General features: G+C 44.0%; 18 protein-coding genes, 1 tRNA gene and 2 pseudogenes. 9 read left to right on the top strand and 12 right to left on the bottom strand.

Going from position 1 to position 22,119, the window contains the following annotated elements:
* The first annotated feature begins 478 nt into the window (after positions 1-478).
* Positions 479-1,492: a ferrochelatase gene (gene hemH, locus L1028_RS16895; RefSeq protein WP_234535721.1), complete on the top strand. Its 1,014-nt coding sequence runs from the start codon at positions 479-481 to the stop codon at positions 1,490-1,492.
* A 92-nt stretch (positions 1,493-1,584) separates the two neighbouring features.
* Here hemH and L1028_RS16890 read toward each other — a convergent pair whose 3' ends face one another.
* The 3 genes and pseudogenes from L1028_RS16890 to L1028_RS16880 form a co-directional block, all read right to left on the bottom strand.
* The gene (locus tag L1028_RS16890; RefSeq protein ID WP_042185792.1) at positions 1,585-2,037 is read right to left on the bottom strand and encodes an IDEAL domain-containing protein; all 453 of its coding nucleotides are present in this window, start codon (positions 2,035-2,037) and stop codon (positions 1,585-1,587) included.
* A 325-nt stretch (positions 2,038-2,362) separates the two neighbouring features.
* Positions 2,363-4,174 (bottom strand): adenine deaminase, encoded by a 1,812-nt coding sequence (locus L1028_RS16885; RefSeq protein WP_423803054.1) that lies wholly within the window; start codon positions 4,172-4,174, stop codon positions 2,363-2,365.
* A 237-nt stretch (positions 4,175-4,411) separates the two neighbouring features.
* Positions 4,412-4,615: pseudogene (locus L1028_RS16880) on the bottom strand (alanine--glyoxylate aminotransferase family protein); the annotation flags it as partial.
* Positions 4,616-4,851: 236 nt separating this feature from the next.
* On the opposite strand from L1028_RS16880, the pseudogene L1028_RS16875 reads away from it, so the two are divergent.
* From L1028_RS16875 to L1028_RS16860, 4 genes and pseudogenes are all read left to right on the top strand, one after another.
* Positions 4,852-5,313 (top strand): annotated as a pseudogene (locus tag L1028_RS16875) (chromate transporter); the annotation flags it as partial.
* 382 nt (positions 5,314-5,695) lie between these two features.
* On the top strand, positions 5,696-5,758 hold the full coding sequence (locus L1028_RS31710) for a cytochrome c3 family protein (protein WP_379423559.1): 63 nt from the start codon (positions 5,696-5,698) through the stop codon (positions 5,756-5,758).
* 99 nt (positions 5,759-5,857) lie between these two features.
* A complete protein-coding gene (locus L1028_RS16865; protein WP_234535718.1) occupies positions 5,858-7,822 on the top strand; it encodes an ABC-F family ATP-binding cassette domain-containing protein in 1,965 nt (654 codons plus the stop codon).
* Between the two features lie 26 nt (positions 7,823-7,848).
* A complete protein-coding gene (locus L1028_RS16860; protein ID WP_234535716.1) occupies positions 7,849-8,316 on the top strand; it encodes an ASCH domain-containing protein in 468 nt (155 codons plus the stop codon).
* A gap of 99 nt (positions 8,317-8,415) precedes the next feature.
* Here L1028_RS16860 and L1028_RS16855 read toward each other — a convergent pair whose 3' ends face one another.
* The 4 genes from L1028_RS16855 to L1028_RS16840 form a co-directional block, all read right to left on the bottom strand.
* Positions 8,416-8,568, bottom strand: coding sequence for a hypothetical protein (locus L1028_RS16855; protein WP_156113065.1), 153 nt, complete (start codon positions 8,566-8,568; stop codon positions 8,416-8,418).
* A 167-nt stretch (positions 8,569-8,735) separates the two neighbouring features.
* On the bottom strand, positions 8,736-9,353 hold the full coding sequence (locus tag L1028_RS16850) for an NUDIX hydrolase (protein ID WP_234535714.1): 618 nt from the start codon (positions 9,351-9,353) through the stop codon (positions 8,736-8,738).
* Positions 9,354-9,384: 31 nt separating this feature from the next.
* A complete protein-coding gene (locus L1028_RS16845) occupies positions 9,385-10,338 on the bottom strand; it encodes a TRM11 family SAM-dependent methyltransferase (protein ID WP_234535712.1) in 954 nt (317 codons plus the stop codon).
* Between the two features lie 42 nt (positions 10,339-10,380).
* Entirely contained in the window at positions 10,381-10,776 is a 396-nt protein-coding gene (locus L1028_RS16840) for a winged helix-turn-helix transcriptional regulator (RefSeq protein ID WP_234535711.1), read from the bottom strand.
* A 305-nt stretch (positions 10,777-11,081) separates the two neighbouring features.
* Between L1028_RS16840 and L1028_RS16835 the strand changes: the two genes are divergently transcribed.
* A complete protein-coding gene (locus L1028_RS16835; protein WP_234535709.1) occupies positions 11,082-12,437 on the top strand; it encodes a dipeptidase in 1,356 nt (451 codons plus the stop codon).
* Positions 12,438-12,578: 141 nt separating this feature from the next.
* On the opposite strand, the gene L1028_RS16830 is transcribed toward L1028_RS16835, so the two are convergent.
* From L1028_RS16830 to L1028_RS16820, 3 genes are all read right to left on the bottom strand, one after another.
* Positions 12,579-12,652, bottom strand: a tRNA-Gly gene (locus L1028_RS16830).
* Between the two features lie 162 nt (positions 12,653-12,814).
* Positions 12,815-14,941: a putative bifunctional diguanylate cyclase/phosphodiesterase gene (locus tag L1028_RS16825; RefSeq protein WP_234535707.1), complete on the bottom strand. Its 2,127-nt coding sequence runs from the start codon at positions 14,939-14,941 to the stop codon at positions 12,815-12,817.
* 329 nt (positions 14,942-15,270) lie between these two features.
* A complete protein-coding gene (locus tag L1028_RS16820) occupies positions 15,271-16,230 on the bottom strand; it encodes an aldolase catalytic domain-containing protein (RefSeq protein WP_234535705.1) in 960 nt (319 codons plus the stop codon).
* 285 nt (positions 16,231-16,515) lie between these two features.
* Between L1028_RS16820 and L1028_RS16815 the strand changes: the two genes are divergently transcribed.
* The 3 genes from L1028_RS16815 to L1028_RS16805 are packed head-to-tail and all read left to right on the top strand — an operon-like array spanning position 16,516 to position 18,970.
* Positions 16,516-16,737 carry a FeoA family protein gene (locus L1028_RS16815; RefSeq protein WP_234535703.1) on the top strand — a complete coding sequence of 74 codons (222 nt, stop codon included), beginning with the start codon at positions 16,516-16,518 and terminating at the stop codon, positions 16,735-16,737.
* Entirely contained in the window at positions 16,734-18,746 is a 2,013-nt protein-coding gene (gene feoB, locus L1028_RS16810) for a ferrous iron transport protein B (RefSeq protein WP_234535701.1), read from the top strand. The genes L1028_RS16815 and feoB overlap by 4 nt, the downstream gene beginning before the upstream one ends.
* A 44-nt stretch (positions 18,747-18,790) precedes the next feature.
* A complete protein-coding gene (locus L1028_RS16805) occupies positions 18,791-18,970 on the top strand; it encodes a FeoB-associated Cys-rich membrane protein (protein WP_076286329.1) in 180 nt (59 codons plus the stop codon).
* Positions 18,971-19,241: 271 nt separating this feature from the next.
* Here the strand turns inward: L1028_RS16805 and L1028_RS16800 are convergent, their stop codons facing one another.
* Together L1028_RS16800 and L1028_RS16795 are read right to left on the bottom strand one after the other, a co-directional pair.
* Positions 19,242-20,747 carry a leucyl aminopeptidase gene (locus L1028_RS16800; RefSeq protein WP_234535699.1) on the bottom strand — a complete coding sequence of 502 codons (1,506 nt, stop codon included), beginning with the start codon at positions 20,745-20,747 and terminating at the stop codon, positions 19,242-19,244.
* A 124-nt stretch (positions 20,748-20,871) separates the two neighbouring features.
* Entirely contained in the window at positions 20,872-21,978 is a 1,107-nt protein-coding gene (locus tag L1028_RS16795; protein ID WP_234535697.1) for an ATP-binding protein, read from the bottom strand.
* Between the last annotated feature and the right edge of the window lie 141 nt (positions 21,979-22,119).

Here is a 22,119-nt window from a genome sequence, read left to right as displayed (position 1 = left end):
CCAAGTCCCCAGTGATATATAGCTTTTCTTAACCAAACTTACCTTTCACGGCGCCCCTTCTCTTCTTATGAAGCATTACATCTCTCTTCATAAGAACCCATCCCCCCTCTCATGTCTATGCGCGACCCATCACTTTCCAAAAAAAATAACGTCTTAAATCTATTCATTCCTTTTTACAATAAACCGCATAAAAGGTGAAATAATTCACATATAATATTAGAAAAAAATGAAGGCGCTTTCTCAATCAATTTCTGGTTTGATACTACCAAACTTTTCCGCAATTCCTCTGTATCTAAAATCACATACCCTATAAGAAACATCACTATTTGCTCATAAATGTGATTTTTCATTATTTTTTCTAACCCAATACACCCACTTCCTATTCCCAAAGTAGAAAACGTGATCTCGATTATTGTGTATCCAAGAATAGATATGTTATTTTAGAACGATCTCTAACATGGGAAAGGAGTTCAAAGCTTTGAACAAACAGCCACCTATTGGAGTTATTCTCGCCCAAATTGGCACACCTGCTGCACCTACTGCACAGGCGGTACGTCCTTATCTGAAACGTTTTTTATCCGACCGCCGAATCATAGATTATTCACCTCTGCTCTGGCAGCCTTTGCTGCGAGGCGTTATTCTGCGTTTACGTCCACGCCGGTCGGCTGAGCTGTACAGACAAATCTGGACTACAGAAGGATCACCTTTACTCTTCCACTCATTAGCTCAGCGATCTGGTTTGCAAGCGCTTCTAGGCTCACGGTATCAAGTAGAGCTTGGCTTAGCGTATAGCGAACCAAGTATGGTACAAGCGATCAACACATTGGAAGCTAACGGAGTCACACGCATCATCATTGTACCGCTATTCCCGCAATATTCGTCCACTACGACGGCATCTGTATTCGATCAAGCGAGTTTTGCTGCACTAGGACGCCAAAGCTCCACTGGACCGGTAACAAAGCGCCTTATTCCTGCTCTTAGATTTATGGATGCTTATTATAATGAACCCGGTTATATTTCAGCCATGAAGTCGCATTTACTGCAGCAAATGGAACTTCTGAACTCTAATCCTGATTTTTTCGTACTGACCTTTCACGGGATCCCCAAACGATATGCAGATACAGGCGATCCCTATCCAGAGCAATGTATGGAAACTGCGCGTCTTCTCGCTTCAGCTATGAATTGGGAGCCCGAACGCTGGCAGCTTACTTTTCAATCACGCTTCGGACGCGAAGAATGGGTAGGTCCCTCTACAGCAGATGTTTTGGGAAAGCTGGCGGAACGCGGAATTCATAAACCTTTGATTTTCTCACCGGGACTTGTAACGGATTGTCTGGAAACGCTGCACGAGCTAGCAATAGAAGGGCGCGAACAATTTGAGGCTGGAGGAGGACATGCTGAAGACTTCACTGCGATCCCCTGCTTGAACAATCATGAGGACTGGCTTCAATTTCTGGCTCAGCATGTTGAACGAAACGCCATGGGCTGGTAACATAAAAAAACCGTCTTGTCCGCAAATATTCTTTGCTGCAGAAAAGACGGTTTGCTATGTCAGTTCATAAGATCTAAGGATTAAAAAGATTCTTATGCTGTAAGCTGCTTATATTTAGTAGTCAGTTCATGGAACCATTGCTTGTCCTGTAAGGTCAATGCAAAGTCGATCAGCTCGGCAATCTCACTCGGCTGCAAATCAGCTGAATCATTAAAAGATACTTCAGCGGTTGCAGTGGCTTCTCCATTCCCATCCTCTGCATAATCATAAGAGAAGCATATCTTGATATCACTCTCCAGAAATTCGTTACGCAGGAAATATAACACCTCACACATTAGCACAGGTCTAACATGATCATCAAAGACACATTCCATAACCTTCGCCCAGTACTGCTGGTTGCTGAGGTGTAACTTATCATTGGTTAAGAGATATTTCTCACCCTGAAAATCAGTGACAAATCTCAGCTCAAGCGGCTTCATTTTAAAAATAGTAGCAATTTGCTTCATGCTAATATTCAGAATATCTTGCGTTTCTAGTCTGATCATCTCTCATGCACCTCGTCCCTCTTAGTTGGGTTACCTGAAACCTGATGATATCTATGATTTCGTTAAACGCCAATAATGTAAAATTAGCTCTATCCATTCACTTTAATTTTTATCTAATTTAACATTATTATCGTCAACTGACTACGCTTTGTTAATATTTTTTCATTAATTCCACAGAAAAAATGTTTCAATCTTTGTCCATCTGTTTAATATGTATGTTTAAAAAACTTAGTCTTTCTTATTTTCAAAACAAAAAAACTGTTCTGAATTGTCATAAGCGACCTCAAAACAGTCTTTTGCCTAATTATTATTCAGTTAGCTTTACTTAAACAAACAGTGGCACTAACTGTATTCCTTCAGGCGAGATCCGAACAAGTCCTTTATCTGTGATGCGTAGCGTCGGGATAACCGCCAATGCAAGCAGCGATAAAGTCATAAATGCGTAGTTCAAAGTACAGCCAGCATCATATAGCGCTTTGCTGATCGCAGCTGATTTTGCTGCAGCAATTTCGAAGGGTTCCGTGGACATTAGACCTGCGATAGCCAGCGGGAATAACGTTTCTCCGCCAGATGTGATCATACAAACACCACCCTGAGCATCCGCCACCGCATTTGCAGCTTTAGCCATTAAATCATCATCATTACCGATGACGAGTACATTATGACTATCGTGAGCAACCGTCATTGCAATGGCAGCCGGCTCTTTAAATCCAATGCCTTCGACAACGGCCACTGATTTATTGCCTGTACCTTTATGACGTTCGAGCACTGCGATTTTGCACAAACCTTCTATAGCATTTACATCCAGTTGCCCCTCCACTACAGGTATCGAAACCATACGCTCAATAGTCTCCACATGATTTTCTCTTACTTTAATAACTCTTGTTGTAAGTTCACCTGTTTGAATTGGAGCAGTAATGATGAAATCTTCTGAAGTAGGACGCTGTGGCAAATGAACCGAAGCCAACACTTCCTCCGGATAGGTGAATTTAGCAAGCTCTGCCGTCATTACTCCGTTCTCAGCAACTACTACACCTGCGGCAATCGTCAGCACTACATTAATATCCGCCAAATTCCCATCTAGAAGGATGATATCTGCAAAAGAACCCGGAGTAATAGATCCGATATCCCGCGCTAAACCAAAGCGTTCAGCAGTATTAATAGTAGCCATTTGGATGGCCGTTATAGGCTTAACACCTTGAGCAATAGCATCACGCAGAACGAAATTCATATGCCCTTCATCTCGCAAGGATTCTGAACTACGATCATCCGTTACCAGCATCATTCGGCGTGTATCAATGCCGTGTTCTGTATGGGCCGTAATTGTTTTAGCCACATCATGCCAAGCGGAACCACGGCGCATTTTGGCATACATCCCCAGTCGAACGCGCTCAATCACATCGTCTGCTGTCACACACTCATGATCCCCAGTCACACCTGCCGCTGCATACACAGGCAGTCTCCAGTCGCTGGAAGGCCATGTGAAATGACCATCTACAAATCTGCCTGCTCGCAGCGTAGCTTGAATTTCCCCTAGCATTTTCTCATCGCCATAAACAACGCCAGGAAAGTTCATCACTTCACCCAGCGCAATCACATCGGGTCCCCAAGTAAAGGCTTCTGCCACTTCTTCAGGTCCAATAGAAGCTCCCGTTGTCTCGAATTCCGCACCTGCCGCAGGCACACAAGAAGCCACCTGCATGTAAGCCGCTAACGGTGTTCCCCGCATCTCATCGAGCATCAATTGAATCCCCTTCAGCCCGAATACATTAGCAATCTCATGAGCATCAAAGAAACCGCCTGTTGTACCCAGCGGCAGAACAGCACGGGAGAATTCAGTAACGGTCAGCTGTGTGCTCTCAATATGACAATGGCCATCGAGTAGTCCCGGAGCGATATACTTTCCGTTCGCCTCAATAACCTGCGTTCCTTCACCAATCATATGTGCCACATCTTTACCAACATAAGCGATACGTCCACCTTGTATACCAACAGACATTCCTTCTAAAATTTCACCAGAGCATACATTAACCAGCTTTCCACCTGTAATTACTAGTGTTGCCGGTTTATCTCCTCTTGCCGTAGCCACAAGCTCAGGTACGCAATCTGCTAAAGGCTTTCTTGTAAAATTTGTCATTTTCATCTCTCCCCCGTTAGTATCCAAGTGCGTTCTTGATGTAGTGAATAGACTCATAATAATAGAGGATTGCTTAACCATCGGCTGTGTTGATATCATAGTTGGCAAATCTGATATTGTACGAAAAAACGGCTCCGTCATCCCTGTAGATGATAGCCGTTTTCTTATTCCAAAGATTGTCCAACACTCCGGACATGCCCCTGGTATGAACTCACCCGCCAGAATCTATTCCAACGATTATCTTACTTTTTCCTCATATACGTCAAGTGCCGCTTGAACACCAAGTCCGTGTCGAAGTAACGCTGCTTCCAAAGCTCCAAGCAAACGCAGCACATTATTCGTACGACAGCTATAGCCCATCGTGCCGATGCGCCAGATCTTTCCTTTCAAAGGTCCAAAGGAGATGGCAATTTCAATGCTGAACCGCTCCAGCAGCAGCGTATAATCAGGTGAACGCAAAATCGCCGCCGCTCCGCGATCCCCATCCAATCCCTGTAGTGCTGGAAACAATGTTTTCGAAAACAAAGCCGGAGGCATAGCCGATCCGTTGCTGACACTAGCCACAATTTGATGACTGCAAATCAATACATAATCCTCCCGAGCTACGCCCAATCGCTGAACAACCTCCATAGGGGAACAAATTATTTGTTCAGCTCGAGGAAACTTATTGTGCAAGCTTAATCCATCATGATGCGGTAACTCGCTACACTTGGCTGAGCGATGATGAATTCGGGGAGACATTGGCGATTGGCAACGCGCTACCGGGACCTATTGCTACCAAAAACGCAGCTTACGTCAGCTAGGATGTCTACGGTTGTTTAGGACTCATCGTAGCTTTGTTAGCAACCGTCTTGCCCTTCGCAGCAGCACTTATCATCCTGTTAGAGGTCATGCAAAAATACAAGCAATCCCCCGTAGTGAAAGGGATGGCATTGCTTGTTCAACCGGTTATTGCAGTTATGATGGCTGGGCTCACTTGGACAATGGTCAAATGGCCTACGAACTCTATCGGAATCTGGCAAACACTGTTCATTGCTGCAATTGCATTCTGGGCCATCAAGCGGCTTAAGCTGCATCCTGCCTTTGTCATCTTAGCCGCTTTTGCCTATGGTGGTCTGGTACTCCGCTACACGGTCTAACTAAACTATTTTAAAATATATTGTGACAATACCGCCTGTACCTCATAAATATTCACGGATTTATTAAAGGTCTTCTTGAGTGGCACAGTGCTGCTGGAAATATTAGTGTTTTGTCCTTCGCACCATGGAACCATATTATTCCACAATACATATTCTATGCAGTGTAAAACTTCGCTCTGCCATCTTTTTACTTGCTAAATTCTCGAATATTGTTTACACTGTCATTAAATTTATTAAGAAAGGGGTGTGGAAGGAATGGATCACAATTGGACCAACAGTGTTATGAGTCGGCTACCTAAAGCGATAGCTGGCATTGCTCATGTAAATGGCGATAACGGGAGAAGTCTGTCCATTTATATGAATTTAATAACACTACACAATTGTGAAATGCCTTTCCTGCCATCACCCGGACGGATCAGTTAACCGGAGAATGATAAGGCCGTAGGGAAATTTCCCTACGGTCTTTTTTTATGGTTTTTTACAGAATTCCAGTTTCGATTTAGGGTTCTGGCGGTGCAAAGGGCATTCTTAAAGGAGAATATATATGATTATTCAATGCCAAAATGTTCAAAAATACCATGGTGCACAGCTCGTGCTAAATAGCATCACCTTCGATATCCGCCAAGGAGAAAAAATCGGTCTAATCGGCCGCAACGGTTGCGGTAAAACTACGCTTTTCCACCTACTGAATGGCGAGGAGCGTCCCGATCTAGGGCAAATCTCAATTCGCAAAGGTAGCGTAATAGGTATGCTGGCTCAAATTCAAGAGATTAACGAAAAAGAAACCGTATATGAGGTCCTACAACGTAGTTTGGCTGAGCCTCTGCAGTGGCAACAACGCCTGCGTGAGCTGGAGCTTGAAATGTCTACCTTCAATACCGGGACGGATGAAACACTTTGGAATCGGCTGCTAAAAGAATACGGTAGCCTTCAGGAAAAATTCGAGACTGCAGGAGGCTATGAAATCGAATCCACCATTCAGCGAGTTGCCTCTGGTCTAGGAATCGGAACCGGGCAATACAATCGCCTCTTCGCCTCTCTTTCTGGCGGCGAGAAAACTAAAGTCGGTCTCGCAGAACTGCTGCTGCGTAGGCCAGATGTACTTCTACTCGATGAACCAACCAATCATCTAGACATGAACGCCATTGAGTGGTTAGAGCAGTATTTACAGAGCTATGACGGTACAGTGCTAGCCATTTCCCATGATCGCTACTTTCTGGACGCTGTAGTCAAGAAGGTGATCGAGATTGAAGACGGTGAGGCTTTTACCTTTCATACCAACTACAGCGGTTATCAAGTAGAGAAGGAAACACGTCTGCTTCAACAATTTGCTGATTATCAAGAGCAACAGAAAAAAATAAAACAAATGCAGGAAAGCATCAAACGCCTCATCGAATTCGGCAATCGCGGAACTCCACCTAACCCTGCCTTTTACCGGAGAGCAGCCTCCATGCAAAAAGCACTGGATCGCATGGTGAAGGTTAAACGTCCGATTCTGGAGCGCAAATCGATGGATTTACAACTGCAGCAAAATGATCGTTCCGGGAATCAGGTCGTCATTCTGGAGGATATCGGTAAGACCTATGGTGAGCGAACCCTTTTCACCAACGCAAACGAAGTGCTTCGCTACGGAGAGACTACGGCTCTCATGGGAGGTAACGGGGCAGGTAAAAGTACACTTCTAAGAATCATATTAGGTCAGGAAACGCCAGACACCGGAAGCTGTACGCTTGGTTCAAGAACCGTAGTCGGCTATCTCGCACAAGAGGCTGTCCCTGACAATAACAAACACTCTGTACTCCGCTACTTCCGTGAAGAAGCTGGACTAGAGGAAGGTGAAGCGCGCGGGCAGCTTGCACGTTTCCTGTTCTATGGTGCCGATGTGTTCAAAGACATCACGAATCTATCCGGAGGGGAATGGACCCGCCTGCGTTTCGCTGTGTTGATGCATCGTAAACCAAACCTGCTAATTCTGGATGAACCAACGAACCATCTAGATATTGACTCCCGTGAGGCGCTAGAGGAAGCGTTAGAGGAATTCCCAGGTACAGTACTGGCCGTATCTCATGACCGCTATTTCATTAATCGTCTGTTCCATAAGCTCTGGTCCATTGAAAGTGGACGATTTGGAGTCTTCAACGGCAATTATGAGTATTACAAGGAGAAGCAAGCTGAGAAGGCATTAGCAGCACCTGCCACTATTCCTGATCATCCTAAAGCTTCCTCTACAGAAGGAACCGCTTCACGCTCCAACAAGCCTCAATCTAACGGTTCCGTGAATGGTTCCACGGCCAACTCATCAAGTTCCCGCAAGAAGAGCAACCACTTCGATTGGGAAAAGGCTATTGCCGAAGTTGAGGACCAGCTTGGGGAAATCGATGCCAGAATGCTAGATCCACAGATCAGTAGCCATGCAGCAGAGCTCGCCGAGCTACAGAAAGAACGAGATGCAGTGCAAGAGCGACTAGATGAGCTTTATGCGGGCTGGATGGAAACTGCTGGACACTAACGTTTATTAAACGAGGAGATACGAATATGAGCAACGAAACGAAGATTAAGCTTTTTTGGGAAGAATACACCCAGCTTCATCCACAAGCAGCGGATAACTACGAGGCTTGGGCCTTTGGCGACAGTCCTCAAATGGCCGATGAACTGCTGGATCTGGTGATCCGCGGAATTAAGACAGGGACTGCATCGAACTATGAAATTTATGCAGTCAGTGACGAGACTTTACCGGAAATTGGTCGACACAGTATTTTGCTGGATGGCCGCGGTAATCCGCAAGCAGTAATCGTTACGACAGATGTGCAAATTACACCCTTTGATGAGGTTGGTGCTGACTTTGCCTATAGCGAAGGCGAGGATGACAGAACACTAGAGTCTTGGCGCCATGAGCATGAGAATTTCTTCACCAGAGAATCCTTAACATTCTTGAAGAAACCTTTTGATCCAAAGATGAAGGTGGTTTGTGAGAACTTTAGACTGGTATATACAAAATTCTGAGAACTTCAGATTCTAAAAAGGCGGTCTCTTCAGCAACGAAGAGACCGCCTTTAATGTATACTATACAACCATTAGGATTAGATATTCATAAAATACGGCTCAGCGCCAAAACCCCAGAATCCAGCCAATGACAGAGATCCATAACGGAATGCTGATTAAGATACCCCAAACCAGCCCAGTGGCAATATTGCCCTCTGCAGGACGCACTACATTTTCCTGTTTCAATGGAATGCTCAACTCTTCTTGTTCCATGCGATCCCCTCCTAAAATTCTTATCGTCACAGTAGAGGAAAAAATGTAGACCGCTAAACCCAAAAACTTAGAACACTAACATTGTAAGTGCTTACAAATATATATTACCCATAATTCAAATCATTAAAAACATCACTTTACTGAAGTTATATATGATATGCAAATTCTTAGTCCAATATTACTACTTTTTCTGGATTTCGTAAATATTCAAACATCGTTCCAATCTGCTCACTTGTATTCCTCTCTACTGAGAGCTCAGGCAGTTCATCTTCTGCAAAAAAGGATACTTCACTCGTCTCCACCCCTTGCATCGCCTCGCCGCCTATAATTCTGCACAAAATAAAAAACTTATATACGTGATACGGCTCCGGAGGATGGTTATGAAATTTCTTATCTAAAACAGCCAGCAAGCGAATTGCTTCTGTCTCAAATCCTGATTCTTCCCCAATTTCCTTAACCACGACTTCACTCGGTGACAGACCGATGTCTCCCCAGCCCCCGGGAAGCGCCCACTTTCCATCCAATTTCTCGCGGACAAGCAGGATTCTCTCTTCCTGAAAAACAACACCACGGATATCCACTTTCGGCGTAGAATAGCCACCCTCACTAGCAAAGGAGAGTCTTATTCTCTCCTTACTTTCGAAAGTATAATTAGCGAGGATATCCACACTTAGCTCCCGCAAAGCTTGATACCGTTCTATATCATAGACATCTTTAGCGTAAGTTAGTCCAGTCTGTGCGATGGCCTGTATTTCTTTAGCCCAGGTTAACCATTTCTGCTCCATTGCTGCACCCCTTTAAATAACTTCATTAGGATTACTGGCAAAGCATTAAATGACGGGAGAACAAACCTTTTTTAGCTTCACAGCGGTCTATAATCGTAAATCCAGCTTCTGTGATCATCTCATCCATCGGTTCAATCGCAACGATAACTACCCGATCTGCAATCCGGCGTGCATTCACTAGAATCGCAAACTGTTCCTCAGGTGTAATACTAGAATATAGATTATAAGGCATATCTACAATAGCTACGTCGTAATGTTCTGTGATGTCAGCAATATCTCCAAGCGTGACCTCACTTGTGAATCCAAAATGGGCAATATTCGTTCGGGCACCGATCGCGATCTGAGGGTTAATGTCACGTCCAACCATATTGATTCCCATTGACAGAGCTTCTACCATTACTGTTCCGATGCCGCAGCAAGGATCGATGGCTCGTACACCTTCTGGATTCGGAACGGCTATATTGACCGCAGCTCGGGCTACACGTGTGCTAAGCGCGATAGAGTAGCTACGTGGCTTTTTCATTTGACGGAACCAGGTGGCCTTGTTCTTATGATAAGCTCCAAAGTACCAGCGACCGCCCAGCGTAACAATACCGTATACCAACTGAGGGTGGTTTACATCCGCTTCCCCTTCAATACGCAGCCCAATTTCTCGTTCGATCACTCTACGCTCATCATATTCTATTTTATCCGCAGGGGACAGATCATTGGTCTTCACAAAAATAACCTTAAACGTCTTGCCGCCAAGCTCCACCTGCTCCGTCTGATCATAAATCTCAGGCAAGCTGTCTCCCTCGTACATAACATCAATTCGTTCTTTAATGAAGGGACTGCGGCTGACATCCACCTCTACCTCACTCTTAAAGATTGAAGAAGGTACTTCCTCTCCAAAGAGACAACGAAGCTCCATCTGACATAGCGATAACTCGTCGTCTGAACAGGTGTAAGTATATATAAATGTGTTCTTTTCACTTTTCTTTTGCACAATAATTCATCCTCTATCCCAGTAAATTGTACTCCTAGCTTGCTACTCTTGCGTTTCGTGCTGACGATCATACCCTATACGCGCTTTGGCAATTTCAGTGTTGTTTCTATTGACCCATTCCACTAGGGAAGTTAAAGGATCCAGCAAGGATTCTCCTAAACTCGTCAGACCATATTCAACAGTCAAAGGTACCGTCGGTGTAACTTTACGCCAAACTATACCATCCCGTTCTAAATGACGCAGGGTTTGGGTCAGCATCCGTTGTGATATACCACCAGAACGCCGCTGCAGTTCTTTAAACCGCAATGCTTCTGCACCCAAATTAACAATGATGAGCACACTCCATTTGTCCCCAACCCTGTCGAGAATTTGGCGGGTGATGGAGCAATCCTCTAACGTCGGCATTAGCCGAATGGGTTCGTCCATTGAATATTCCAAAGTGGTTACCTCCATGTAACTTAAGCATGTAATAGTGCCTTCTTGTCCCTTAAGCTTAATCAGCTTATCATGGTTACTGTTAGTAATCAACAACCGGAAAGGAACTATTAATTATGAAAAAAAACTCCGGTTACGATCATCAGATAAGAGGTCTTTCTAATCGCTTTTGATCCATAGTGAGTTCTCCAGTATAATGATTCCTATAGAATGCTAAACAAGACGGTCACGCATGGCGATTAAGCTCATACCCAGGCGCTTACGAAGCCGGTTTTGCGCAGCAAAACTTAAGGAGGTACATACTCACTATGTCATACGAAACGTATTTTTCAACACACCGGGATGAACATCTCGAAGAACTAAAACAATGGCTCAAGATTCCAAGTATTTCTGCCTTGTCTGAGCATAAGGACGATGTACTAGCTGCAGCCCATTGGCTGACAGACACACTAAAGAAAGCCGGACTCGAGAACATTGAACTTCATCCGACAGCGGGACATCCCGTCATATATGCTGACTATCTTCATGCTCCGGGTAAGCCAACCATTCTTGTATATGGGCACTACGATGTGCAGCCAGTAGATCCGCTAAACCTGTGGACTACACCTCCGTTTGAACCAGAAATCCGTGACGGCAAGCTGTATGCACGTGGAGCAACGGATGACAAAGGACAAGTATTCATTCATCTCAAAGCGATTGAAGCAATCCTGAAACAAGAAGGTACTCTTCCTGTTAACATCAAGCTCTGCATCGAAGGTGAAGAAGAAATCGGCAGCGCAAATCTCCCTCCATTCCTGGAAGCTAACAAAGAGAAGCTGGCTGCGGATGCGGTGCTAGTCTCCGATACTTCCTTGCTGGAACGTGGTCGCCCTGCAATTTGCACAGGGCTACGTGGCCTAGGATCACTTGAAGTGAGCGTAACTACAGCTCTTACAGACCTGCACTCCGGTTCTTACGGTGGTGGCGTTCCGAATGCACTGCACGCTCTCGTGTCCCTGCTCAGCTCCCTTCATGACGACAAAGGTCGTGTTTCTGTAGAAGGGTTCTATGATGGTGTACCTGAACTTTCTCCAATGCTACGCGAGGAATTCGTGAAGCAAGGCGTGAATGAAGATAAGATTCGCGAAGGACTTGGACTCGATGCGTTATATGGCGAGGAAGGTTATTCCTTTGTAGAACGTATTGGTGCTCGCCCTACACTTGAGCTCAACGGTGTGTATGGCGGCTTCCAAGGGGAAGGAAGCAAGACCGTTATTCCGAAAGAAGCACACGCTAAGATTACTTGCCGTCTCGTTGGCGATCAGGATCCACAGCATGTTCTTGATGCCGTTGAAGCGCATCTGAAGGCTAATATTCAAACCGGAGCTAAAGTACATGTGAAACAAATGGAGAAGGCGCGTGCCTTTAACATCGATCCATCGAACCCTATTCTGCAAACTGCAGCAGACGCTTACGGCAAAGTATACGGAACCCGCGCCCTCTTCACCAAAGATGGTGGCTCCATTCCGATCATGGAAAGCTTCTCCCGCGTACTTGAAGCACCAGTGGTCCTGATGGGATTTGGCCTTGATGATGAGAACCTGCATGCACCGGATGAGCATTTCAACCTGGAGAACTTTGATAAGGGACTGCTCACCATTGTTGAGTTCTTGAAGACTGTTTAAGAGAATCAGGTAGTATAACAAAGCCAGGCTCCTCTTCATTGAAGAGCCTGGCTTTTTAATATCTAAGAATAGTTCATAACAAAACCATCAACCAAAACATAAAAAAATCCTTGCATCGCAAGGATTTGGAAGTTTAAATTATGGAGCGGGTGATGGGAATCGAACCCACGCTATCAGCTTGGAAGGCTGAAGTTCTACCATTGAACTACACCCGCATTGGAAATTGAGTACAAGAGATATTGTATCACCCCCATAAATAAAAATCAACATTTTTTTGTTCAAGATAAACGCCTTCGGCGTCCTTATAAGGATGGTAAGCGTTTAAGCGAGAAATATAAGACATAGAGTATGGTGTGAAACTTATACTTTCTTATATTTTACAAGGAAGCACCGAGGGGAGCCTTTTTCAAAAACGATGTCTCAAATTCAGCTGCTTGAATAGGTTTACTGAACAAAAAGCCTTGAGCTTCATGGCAATGCTGCTCGCGCAAAAACTGCAGCTGCTCCTTGTTCTCCACCCCTTCTGCTGTAACCTTAAGCTTCAAATGATGCGCCATAGAAGTAATCGTGGAGACTATAGCCGCATTATTACTATCCTCCATAACCTCGGAGACAAACGATCTGTCAATCTTTAGCCTGTCGATCGGCATATTCTTCAAATAGTGCAATGAGCTATAACCTGTACCAAAATCATCGATACTAATGAACACACCTAGCTCTTTCAAGCGCTTCAGCTGATCAAAAGCCGTTTCTTTATCCAAGGTCATACTCTCTGTAATTTCAAGATCAACATAACATGGATCCAAACCAATATCGGTCAGAATGGAATGAATTTTACCAGCCAGGTTCGGCTGAAGGAATTGACGCATAGATAAGTTGATAGAGACGCATATCGGCTGATAGCCTGCTAGCTGCCACTGTTTATTTTGCAGGCACGCCGTCTTCAGCACCCATTCCCCAATTGGAACAATTAGCCCACTATCCTCAGCTAATGGAATAAACTCATTAGGTGAGACAATACCACGTTTAGGATGATTCCAGCGCAATAAAGCTTCCATACCTACAATCTCTTCTGTCTCCAGCTGCACCTTTGGCTGATATAAGAGATAGAACTCATCACGCTCAAGCGCTCTTCGAAGGTCATTTTCAAGCTTCAGGCGTTCCTTTGCCTTCATCTGCATGGCTGGAATATAACGGCGAATCTCCACGCCCTGTTCCTTCGCATTATGAACCGCAGTATCTGCATTTTGAATGAGATGTTCAGCAGTTTCCCCGTCACCAGGATAAATACTCATCCCCAAGCTGAGAGAGATATGGTACTCGCCAGATTCTATATTAACGGGTGCTTCAAATAATCTGAGCAACTCTGTAGCCCGGGCTAAGCATTCTCCAAGATTTGCTCTTTCTGTCATTAGAAAAGCAAACTCATCAGCCCCCATACTATACAGTTCTTCACTGGGTCTAGCCTCATTACTGAGACGCTCAGACACCAATTTTAGTAAAAGGTCTCCGGCATAATGACCCAGAGAGTCATTTATATTCTTAAAATGATTAATATTCATAATGGTCAAGGCTGAGAATTGATCTTTTGTGTCCGTCTCTCCAGCATCAATCATTTCTTCTACACGCTGTGTCAGCCGGCGTCTATTAGGAAGTCCTGTTAAATCATCATGATACGCCAAATAATTAATCCGTTCTTCGGCCAACTGTTTCTCGTAAAATGGCTCTTCAATCGTCAGGCGATACACGCCGGTAAGCAACTGGTAATAAGCAATTCCGCTACATAACATCCCAAAGAGATCATCAATATTCCCCCCACTTATGGGAGTCATAAAAAAAGCCTGTCCTAGCGAGAAAAAGATAAGTGCCCGAATAATAACAAGCAGCGAGGCTGACTTTTCATTATCCCCAGGAAAAACGATGACAGCAACACCTGCTAAATAAACAAAAAGTACTGCCAGATCAACGAATTGTTTAAGTGTACTCATCCAAGGCTTAGTAAATAACTCAGGCACTGCCGAGTGGATAAATACAAATAATGCGATGAAGAGCACGATCAACATGAAGGCGATTCTGAATACATTTCTTTTGTCGGTAACGGTCACAGGTTTGTCTTCTCTACTAAAAATGAACAATATGCCCAGTCCGCTGGATAGTCGTGAAAAGGTAAGCAGCCACCTTGATTCCTCAGGGGTTATAAACGATGAAATCAATGGAAATGCTACAAGGCCGAGTGTATGCAAGAAATCAATAATACATATTCCACCAAAAAGAGCTGCGACATATAATCTTCCTTTAGATAATCTGCTAGAGAAGAACAACCAGCCCTGTGCAAATATCGCAAACCCAAAAGCAACAGTACAACAGCCGACAATGAGATAGAGTGCAGAAATAATATCCCAATTGTCCAATCGGTTTAGCGATGTATGGAAAATTTGAATGAATAGGAACAGTAAAGCTCCTATAATAGCCGCTTGAATTGTCTTTTTCTCTTCTTGTCTCATAGGTCCCTCGCGTCTGAAAATGATGTCGATTGTTAAGCAACTATGTATAGTCTTGTCCTATGTATAAATATCGGCTAGATCGGTCTTTAAAGTTACATTTCTTTTGTGAGGTAGTATTTTCATAACGATTATTCATAAATCTTGCATAAATATAAACCATTTTCTTCTAGCAGGCAAGCAAAAATACCTTCAGGCTCCATATAAGAATAGTAAGCGTTTTAGCGAAAAATAATCGAATCATTTATCAGAGAAACTTATAGAAATTTTATTTTTATTCAAAAAAAAGCACTTCCCCCTACGAACGGGTTCAGTGCTTCTGAACAACAGGTTTATTTATCTCTGAAGTTAACCTCTGGTGTTGTAAGCTTATCATAGAAATCAACCGCTTTATCCTTATCCGCCGATGCGCGAAGCGCCATTGCTGAACGTGGATGCTCATCAAGCGTTCCAGTGATCATGTAAGGAATGATATAGCCCCACTCTTCTTTTTCACGTAAAGGAATCATCAGGCGTTCAATGATATCAATTACAGGGCGCAATGTGTAGCGTGTATTCTTCAAATGAGTCACTAGCAGCTCTGTAGGACAGTTCCCCGCAGCACGTCCCATTCCATAACAGGAAGCGTCCAGCAGCTCTACACCTTTCTCAGCAGCAATCAACGTATTGGAGAACGCCAGTTGAAGATTATTATGGGCATGTACGCCCAGGCGTTTGTTAGGCAAATGAGTTTTGAACTTCTCCACTAAGTAATTGATGTCGTTGTGATCTAGACTACCGTATGAATCCACAATGTATACCACATCAACTACACTCTCACGAATCATTTCGAAAGCTTCTAATAATTCATTCTCCATTACATTCGACAAAGCCATAATATTGATCGTTGTCTCATAGCCTAGATCATGGAAGGTTTGTACCAGCTGTAAGGCTTTCTCCACATCTTTGCTATAGCAAGCTACCCGAATCAGATCCAGCATACTTTCGCTGCGAGGTAAAATATCATTCTCATCCACACGACCGATATCAACCAAAGCGGAAAGCTTCGTATGTCCCTTTTGCGGGATAACTTTACGTAAGAAGTCATCGTTCAGAAAACGCCATGGTCCGGCACCTTCTGCTCCTTTGAGCAGTTTAGGAGAGTTTTTATAACCGATTTCCATATAGTCAACACCAGCCTCATTCAAGCCGGCATACAAATTTTGCACAAATTCCACGCTGAAATCCCAGTTGTTAACTAGTCCCCCATCGCGAATGGTGCAGTCAACAATCTTACAATGATTAGTCTTCATAATTATCTCCCTTCAATTCCTGCAATCATCGTAGCCGCTATTGCAATCATTATAACCGCTAGCATAGCTTTACTATGCAATTTATATCGTTCAATCATACTTTAATGAAGAATAAATTGTAAAGGTTATTTCACCTTTAACTCATAGATGTTATTATCACATTATGTCTGAGACAAATATCACAGTATAAAAACACTTAAAAATGCTACATTACAACTAAACAGTTGAGATTGATTATCAGTCTCTTTTGGAGGGATTACAATAGCTACTTCTACCTGCTGTACCTTGCTACAACTACAACCTGGTTCTGCCGGCTGTATTCATAAAATAGAAGGAATGAACCCCGTTCTACGCCGTCGTCTTGCTGATCTCGGAGTGTCAGAGGGTGTGAACATCCGTCTTAAAGGAAAGGGACCTTTTGGGGGACCGATTACGCTAGAATGTAACGGCCAGCTGTTCGCCATACGCCGCAAAGAAGCTTCTCTGATTGAGGTGAACGTATCTTGAGTTCTATAGCTCTTGTGGGCAATCCCAACACAGGTAAAACCTCTCTCTTTAATACATTAACGACTTCATACGAATATGTAGGTAACTGGTCAGGCGTTACGGTTGAGAAAAAGATCGGAAATCTGAAGAACGGGGCAGGCAAGCTCATTGATTTGCCCGGCATCTATTCACTTCACCCACTCTCCCGCGATGAAGGGGTCGCGGCCCAATATCTGATAGAAGAATCCCCAGAAGCATTAATCAATATCGTGGATGCATCCCAGCTGGAACGTAATCTGCTGCTCACGCTTCAACTACTTGAGTATGGCAAGCCTACTGTACTCGGTCTTAATATGATTGATGTCGCTAATGCGCGTGGTATTCGTATTAATCAAACCATTTTACAATCAAGATTGGGTGTCACCGTCCTCCCACTTATAGCAAGAACCGGTAAAGGCAGCGTACAGATGCTCAGCATCCTCGAGGAGTCGTCAGCTATTCCTGCTGTAAAGTTCAAGCTGAATTATGGTGAGGTAGTCGAGCGAGCGATATCTTCTATAGAAAAGGAATTACGTTCTATAAAAGATCTGCCCAATCATCGTTGGGTCGCTCTACAGCTAATGGAGCAGAATCCGGTTATACTTCAGTTTCTGAAGTCGCGTATAGATGTTACTGGACTGCTAAATATCTGTGAGTCTTGTCAGAGTGAGCTACAAATCAAAAAACTCGCCCTGACACTCCCGCAATGGATTCGCTCGAACCGTATGGAGTATATTCGCAATATTTGTGTCGAAGTCCTTGATACGACAGCTCAGAAGCCCCATAACTTAACTGAAAGATTAGATTCGGTATTGACTCATCGCTTTTTGGGACTGCCCTTATTCATTTTCTTTATGTATGCTCTCTTTAAGACTACATTTGACTGGGTTGGCGGCCCCCTATCGGATATCGTAGATGGCCTGATATCCGGCCCTATTAGTGATGGAACGAACTCACTGCTTCAGACCATTGGAGCTTCAGGCTTCACGCATGCATTGATTGTGGATGGCATCATCGGCGGTGTAGGAGGCGTACTGGTCTTTGTTCCACAAATCTTCATTCTCTTTCTGATCATTTCCTTCCTAGAGGATTCCGGATACATGGCAAGGGTCTGCTTGCTGATGGACAGCACCATGGAACGAATGGGACTGAACGGAAAAGCATTCATTCCATTTATCATTGGTTTTGGTTGCAATGTACCGGCCATTATGGCGGCGCGAAGCATCGAACAGCCCAAAGACCGCATGCTGACAACACTGTTAATGCCGCTGATGTCTTGTTCTGCAAGATTACCTGTTTATGCATTATTCGCAGTTGTATTCTTCCCTGAGCAACAAGCGTTTGCCGTTCTCTCTATGTATGTTATGGGTATTGTTTTTGCCCTAATTCTTTGTAAAGTATTCTCTAAATACTTATTCAAAAATGAATCCTCCGTCTTCATCATCGAACTCCCTCCTTACCGTATGCCGCAGATCAAAACCTTATCGCGCAGCACTTGGGAGAAGGGCAAAGGGTTCCTTCGTAAAGCGGGAACGATTATTCTAGCTGGATCAGCGATTATTTGGTTTATGTCTTATGCTGGTCCTGGCGGATTTGATGTAGAAATGGATCATAGCTACCTAGCGAAATTCGGGGGCATGATTGCACCACTACTGGAACCGCTTGGTTTCGGAACGTGGCAGGCTGGCTCTACCTTGGTTCCAGGATTTTTAGCAAAAGAGGTTATTGTGTCTACGATGAATATCATCTATCACGCACCGGATACCGCCGGATTAGAGAATCAAATTTCACAAGTCTTTACACCGCTGAGTGCAATCAGCTTTATGGCCTTTATCCTGTTATATATTCCTTGTCTGGCCACTGTAGGGGTTATCAAAAAGGAAACAGCATCTTGGAAATGGACTTTCTTCTCCATCGGATATTCTCTTGCACTGGCGTATATCGTATCTTTTGTTATTTTCCAAGGTGGGCGATTATTAGGCTGGTCGTAGAACTTGTAATTTGTTGATTCTCTTAATGAAAGTGGGGCACCGTAATGATAAATGTTCTAATCGTCACTCTGATCTTCGGTTATTCAGGCTGGATCATCTATCGACATGTGCAAAAGGGCAAGCAAGGCGCTTGCGCTGGCTGTGATAAGGGCAAGACCTGTTCTGCAGCGTCTTTAGATTCTCCCCTCTCCTGCTGCTCAACACCTGTTAATAAGAAGAAGTAGGCTGCCTGACAACTATTATATGTAAGATACATTTTTGACAACAGCCGCATTGGGCGTAGCCTATTTACTGAAGAATAAGGGAACTCGCGATAAAATTTTGAACAGTATTCAATCCTTTACTTCTTAATCGAAGGCTAAAAAATCCAGTGGCAATATTTAATCTTCAGTATTGATTCTTACAAAAGCAAAGAAACCTCGCCTTAGGGAATGGTCGGTCTTCCATCCATTGTCCTAGGGCGAGGTTTTCTTTTTGTTGATTATGAAGAGCTAATCATTCGCTTTCGCTGAGCAACCACTGAACCAATGTGCGAACCATGACTCCTGTACCGCCTCTAGGATTAACTCCACGTTCTTTAGAGAGAAATGCGGTTCCTGCAATATCTAGATGTATCCACGGCAGACCTTCCGCAAACTCACCTACAAATAACCCAGCGGTAGTGGCTCCCCCGAATCTTCCTGCGGTGTTACGGATATCGGCCACTTCACTCTTTAGCATTTCGTGGAATTCCGGGTAAGCCGGAAGCTGCCATATTTTTTCACCCGAAACATTAGCTGCTGTCAGAAACTGCTCCATAAATGCCTCGTTGTTAGTAACAGCACCTGTAGCTATATCTCCCAATGTCGACAGCACTGCACCTGTCAGCGTTGCGACATCAATAACACGTTTCGCCCCCCATTCCCGAGCATAGGTCAGCGCATCCCCAAGTACAAGTCTGCCTTCTGCATCGGTATTCAATACTTCTATGGTTCTTCCGCTCATTGATGTAATGATATCCCCGGGTTTAAAGGCATTAGCAGAAGGCATATTCTCAGCAGATGGAATGACCATTACTACATTAATTCGTGGACGCAATCGGCCTAATGCCTCCATTACTCCAAGCACAGCCGCTGCGCCTCCCATATCACTGATTAACTCTTCCATGCCTGGGGCTCTTTTTAAGGAAATTCCCCCCGTATCAAAAGTAATCCCTTTACCGACCAGCCCCACTACATTATCCCAGTGCCCCGATCCCTGGTAACGGATGACGATCATTCGCGGAGGGTTTACACTTCCTTTTCCGACTGCGAGCAATCCGCCCATTCCTTTTTGCTCAATTTCCCGTTCATCCAGTACCTCGGAAGGGAATCCATAACGTTCAGCAACTTCTATAGCGGCCATAGCAAGGTCAGATGGAGTCAGCAGATTGCCGGGCATATTCGTCAAGTTCCGCGCCAGATTCGTAGCCTCACCAAAAGCCAGCCCTCTCTGCATGCCCAGATTCCAGTCACGCTCGAAAGTATCCGCTGGCTTCTTCTCGATAGTGAAAATAACCGAGTTTGGACCTGTATATTGAGATTGCTCCTGCTTATATGTGGGACGAAGATAGGAACCAAGTGACAACCCCTCAGACAACGCATAGGCAATAGATACGATATCCTTATCTACTGTTAGCTCCTGAACACCTTCAGGCAACTGAAACACTAGCTGTACTGCCTTCAATCGAAGTGCTGCACGTGCTATCTGAACTGCCATTTGACGCAGGTCTTCAGTCCTAAGAAATTGGTCCCCTTTTCCAACTAAAATAGCTACAGGACAACCGGATGGATAATCTAAAGGCATTACGTAAGTCTGATTCAGCTTCCCACTAAAGAGACCTGACTTTCCTAATAATCGAATGCTGTCATTCCACCTCTCTGAGAGGCCGCCATGTTGGGCTTCCGACTCAGAGATGATAAGGATAAAGGCATCCCCCTGTATTTCATTAATGGCACTGCCACTATTAAATTCTATATTCATTGTGTCTACCTCCATTTGTCTCCCAAAACCAACCCCCATTGTAACATAAGCAAGGCCGATCTCTGCATCTGTATTATCCGCAGGGATCAGCCTCTTAAATACCTTATAATTTTGTTTGAATGTACTAATGGATTAATGGCAATGAGATTACAAAATGAGTTCCTTCGTTAACTCTACTACTGACAGAGATACATCCGCCATGATTTTTGATGATTCGGTCACTCACGGATAGCCCAAGCCCAGTCCCATTCTCTTTTGTCGTAAAAAATGGATTGAATAACCTGTCCAGTGTACGGATATCCATCCCCTTACCGTTATCAGAAATGAACATACGGACCTCAGAACCCTCTTTGTGGGCTCCAACCTCTATTTTACCCATTAGACCATCTACTCTATCCGCAACGGCCTCCATAGCGTTTCTAATCATGTTGAGGACTACCTGTTTCATTTGTTTTACATCTCCAGAAATCATCATATCTCCCTCCTGAAAAGGATGTAGATTGATCTGACAACCTTTCATCAGGGCTTCGCTCTCTGTAAGCAGCACTACTTCCTTGAGTAAAGCTGACACAGGAATCATCCCCACTTGAGGAACTGACGGCTTGGAAGAAGTTAGAAATTCATGGATAATATCATTCGCACGATCGATCTCCGCCAAGATTATCTTGCCATATTCCTGCTTCCCAAGCTGCTGTAGATGCGGGTGCAACAATTGAATAAATCCACGAATTGCAGTTAATGGATTCCGGATTTCATGGGCAATAGATGCAGATAATTTACCTAGCATAGCCAAACTATCGTTCTGGTAAGCCGTTTGCTCAATCAACTTATAATCGGAGATTTCTTTAACTGTAAACAAATAACAACCCTTCATTTGCTCTCCACAGCATAATGTAACCTTCCAATAACGGCCATACTCGTCTAAAAATTCATAATTTGATTTTCCTTTGTATACCATCTCTTTATAGCTTTGCAGTACTTGCTTTTTCTTAAAGCGGCTTAGTCTAACGTTAAATAATAGATGTGATATTGTACAGCCAACAAGGGAGTGACGGGTTAATTCAAGCATCCCGTACATTTGCTTATTTACAAAACTTATAACTCCCTCTTCATCAAAAAGCATGATTCCGCTGTCAATATTCTCTAGTACATCCTCGTATGTAGTATCCACAGGCCCTGATTGATAGGTTCTTCCCGGTAATAGAAGACTTTCTTGATATTGGCTAATCACGATACGAAGTTCCCCCTTTTACTGCATTTGACGAAGACGCTAAAGCGACATCAAATTACTATGTATTTGAGTATATGACGAAGCCGCCAGAACATTCGGTAATCGTTGCACTTTTTCCAACCGGTTCAATTATATTCCAAT

The sequence above is a fragment of the Paenibacillus pseudetheri genome (genome assembly GCF_924513355.1).
GTDB classification, from domain to species: Bacteria; Bacillota; Bacilli; order Paenibacillales; family Paenibacillaceae; genus Paenibacillus_AQ; species Paenibacillus_AQ pseudetheri.
Note: the sequence above shows the minus strand (reverse complement) of the source record. Positions and strands in the feature narration are given on the sequence as shown.